Annotated in this window: 4 protein-coding genes; 1 reads left to right on the plus strand and 3 read right to left on the minus strand. The window is 44.6% G+C overall.

The genetic code is table 11. The features are described from left to right. Nucleotides 1–352 precede the first annotated feature (352 nt). Nucleotides 353–1219 (plus strand): OmpA family protein, encoded by an 867-nt coding sequence (locus tag JHD69_RS19250; RefSeq protein WP_199141965.1) that lies wholly within the window; start codon nucleotides 353–355, stop codon nucleotides 1217–1219. 68 nt (nucleotides 1220–1287) lie between these two features. Here JHD69_RS19250 and JHD69_RS19255 read toward each other — a convergent pair whose 3' ends face one another. From JHD69_RS19255 to JHD69_RS19265, 3 genes are all read right to left on the minus strand, one after another. Beyond that, the gene (locus JHD69_RS19255; RefSeq protein ID WP_199141966.1) at nucleotides 1288–1608 is read right to left on the minus strand and encodes a hypothetical protein; all 321 of its coding nucleotides are present in this window, start codon (nucleotides 1606–1608) and stop codon (nucleotides 1288–1290) included. Nucleotides 1609–1714: 106 nt separating this feature from the next. Continuing rightward, entirely contained in the window at nucleotides 1715–2062 is a 348-nt protein-coding gene (locus tag JHD69_RS19260; protein ID WP_199141967.1) for a hypothetical protein, read from the minus strand. Nucleotides 2063–2275: 213 nt separating this feature from the next. Next, nucleotides 2276–3391, minus strand: coding sequence for a tetratricopeptide repeat protein (locus JHD69_RS19265; protein WP_199141968.1), 1116 nt, complete (start codon nucleotides 3389–3391; stop codon nucleotides 2276–2278). Nucleotides 3392–3448 lie beyond the last annotated feature (57 nt).

Consider the following 3448-nt stretch of genomic DNA (forward strand, 5'->3'; position numbering starts at 1 on the left):
CCCCCCCCCCCCCCCCCCCCCCCCCCCCCCCCCCCCCCCCCCCCCCCCCTTTTTAGATGTGTATAAGAGACAGGGCATAGGCTATTGCTTAGGTTGAGGGTTTCCAGATCGTTACTGTCGTTATTAGCTATTTTATTGGTCGCTGTTGTGGTTTGTATTTTGATATGGCTGTGGTTCGATTATAGGATCGAACAGCTTGAAGATGGGCAGAAGCAGCCCATTATGAAAGAAAACCCCAATTTTTAAGCGCTATGCAAGCTTTTGCTTCTTGTTGCTAAAATTCTGAAAAAGAGCAAACTTTCTTAGCGCTTATTTGTTTAAAAGATAATTATTTAACCAAAAGGTAAAAAACATGAAGTTAAAGAATACGGTGCCATTACTGCTGCTTGCGGGGGTATTGATGCAAGGTTGCGTAAGCAACAAAAAATATGCGGAACTGCAATCCAACAATACCAAATTGCAACAGAGCAACCAAGAATTGAACCAGCGGTTACAAGACAGCGAAAAGGAGGTTTCTGGATCAAAAATCAGGATTAAAGGCTTGGAAGAACAGCTCGCTTCGGAGCGCGCTAATGTAGTGGCTTTGCAAACAGCGCTCAATAAATGCTTGGCCTCGAGCAACCAGGGAAATGTGAACATCTCCAAACTGGTTGACGAAATCAATAGTTCGAATAAATACATCCAACAACTGGTTAACGCCAAAAACAAAAGCGATTCGCTTAATATGGTGCTCACCAATAACCTCACCCGTTCGTTAAGCAGGGAAGAGATGAGCGATGTTGATGTACAGGTATTGAAAGGCGTGGTTTACATTTCGCTATCAGACAATATGCTGTATAAATCGGGTAGCTACGAAATTTCGGACAAAGCTGGAGCTACCTTGGCCAAAATTGCCAAGATCATTAAAGATTACCAAGGCTATGATGTGCTGATAGAGGGTAACACCGATAATGTGCCGATTAGCAAACCCAATATCAGGAACAACTGGGATTTAAGTGCGCTGAGGGCTTCGTCGGTGGTGCAATCGCTGCAGAACAATTACGCAGTAGATCCTAAACGTTTAACCGCTGGCGGCAGGGGCGAATATAATACCGTAGCCAGCAATGATACCGATGCGGGCAAAGCCAGAAACAGGCGTACGCAGATTATTATTACCCCAAAACTGGATCAATTTATGGAGTTGATAGGTAAAGCCCCGGAAGCACCTGACAAGCCATAATCGATTTGATAGTTAGTTAATAGTTAAAAGCCTCCCGAAATTTCGGGAGGCTTTTTTTATCTGTTGGCTTAAGATTCGGCCGGAGTTTCTTTTTTGGCAGATTTGGGCGTTTTTGGAGCAGCGGCTTTTTGGGGTGCTTGAACAGCTTTAGCCTCGGTGCCTGCTGCGGCTGTTTCTTTTGCGTCGGTTTCGGGCTGCAGGTTAAGCTCTTTAGACAATTCCTTGGCAAGCTTAATGGCGCTTCTTTTGATGGTTTTGTCAAGTTTCTTAGAGGTTTTTCCGAATTTGCCCACTACTTCCTGTAAAGCCTTGGTTAAATCTGCTTGAATATCTTTTTTGGCGTTCTTTCTAGAAATCTTTAGGAGCGTTTTTACTTTGTGCTTTTTCATGAAATCAAATAGGATTTTTTTTGTAAAATTAGGCTATTGGGCCTTTAAATCCATATTATGTTTATGTTAAGCGGGCTTTTTAGAGTTAACATAGATTTTGTTTGGATTAAAGCAATCCTTTTCTCCTGATGAGGTAAACCCCCAGGGCGCTGGTGCCAAGCACCAAGGCCCAGGTATGATCGTCGATGTCGCAATCCATAACATAGTTTGCCTGAAGGCCATCCACAAAACTTACCGAACAGCCGGTGAGCAGCCCGGCAACGCTATTATAGGAGCCCGGGCAAACCTTGCAGGCAACCGTACCCGTAGTGGCCGTCCAATAACAGGTTCCCGGATCGGTTAAGCTAACGTTCGGGCTTGCATAATAAATAGGAGTAGAGCCAACCAAGAGCGCTAAAACCACATTTAACAAACCCGGATCTACCTGCGCAGTGTAAAGTGTATTATTGGGCAAAAGACATCCCGTTTGGGCGTTGGAATTTAAGCCCCAACCAATTAAAAAAAGTCCTATGATATACCTTAAACGTAGCATCAGCATTAATCTTATGCCTACAAATAACCATAGATAAGGCCATATTGTATACGTTCTTTTTGTTCAAGTTAGAACCGTTTTTTAAAGACTGAACAAAGCTGTTCATTAGGGCTTGGCCTTGTTCACTTTTTGTTTTTAAGGGTTTGTGATGTGGTTGGAAACCATAGCTTGAAAACTGAAAAGATTGGAGTTGATCTTTTTTTCGTCGAGCAGGCAGAGTACGGTATACCGGTATTCGTTGGCCTTGTCTATATCTTTTGTTTCCAGGTAGGTTCTGATCAAAACCTGATAAGCAATCATCTGGAGTGCCAGACAATGGTTTTTCTGGTAGCGTTCTACGCTTTCGTGGCCGTGAATCAGTGCTTGTTCGTAATTGCCCTTGTTCAGGTATTGCTGAGCCAGCACCAATTGCTGCAGGTCTTTGGCGCAGGGACTGGTATCGGGCCTGAGCGGATGCTCGTGGATATGGTTCAGGATCCGTTCCAACTGATCGGCTTTTCTGGTATTGCCACTTTTGGCATAGGCCAAGGCCAGTACATGGAGCATGTAAATGGAATAATAGTCGGAAATAGACCCTGATTGCTTAAAATTCTTGATCGAATTGATCAGGTTAATCACCTGATGCAAATTGCCGTTCAGCCAGTTTATTAGCAACAGAAAGATGCAACAGGCATATTGTGGTGCGTCCGACATTCGTTCTAATAATGCCTGGCCATTGTTTTCGAGGTCGAATTGCACAGAAATAGGATTGTCGCTAATGTTTTCCCCATTGAGCAGCTGCAGCAGCAAAGTACCAAATTCGGCAGGATGTACGGGCCAGTTTTTGAGCGGATTCGTTGCCGGGTCAAATGCTTCGATATGCTGCTGCAGTCTGTTTGCCTGTAGCGAAAGGCTGTCGAAAATAAATACCATCGAATAATAAATGGCTTTTACTTCTTCGTCTTGGCTTATTTCGCTAAAAATTTTGAGCAGGTTGCAATAGCTTGGATCGATAAAATCTATTTCGGCAAATTTCCTGAGCAATTCCTGATGGATGTTGTGTTTTTTAAGCCCGTTCAGGCTTTCTGGCTCGTTATGGAGCTGGTAATTGAACTGCTCGGCCATAAATAGCATCAGCTGATTGGTTTCCCATCGGCCCAGCTTGAGGTTCAAAATGGATATGATCGGGTCGAAATCACCATTTTTGATGGTAAAGTAAGTCGCCCATTTTAAAAGGGGGAGGACTAGTTTATGGCTGTCTCTTATACACATCTAAAAGGGGGGGGGGGGGGGGGGGGGGGGGGGGGGGGGGGGGGGGGGGGGGGGGGG

The organism is Pedobacter sp. ASV12 (genome assembly GCF_016429155.1).
GTDB lineage: Bacteria > Bacteroidota > Bacteroidia > Sphingobacteriales > Sphingobacteriaceae > Pedobacter.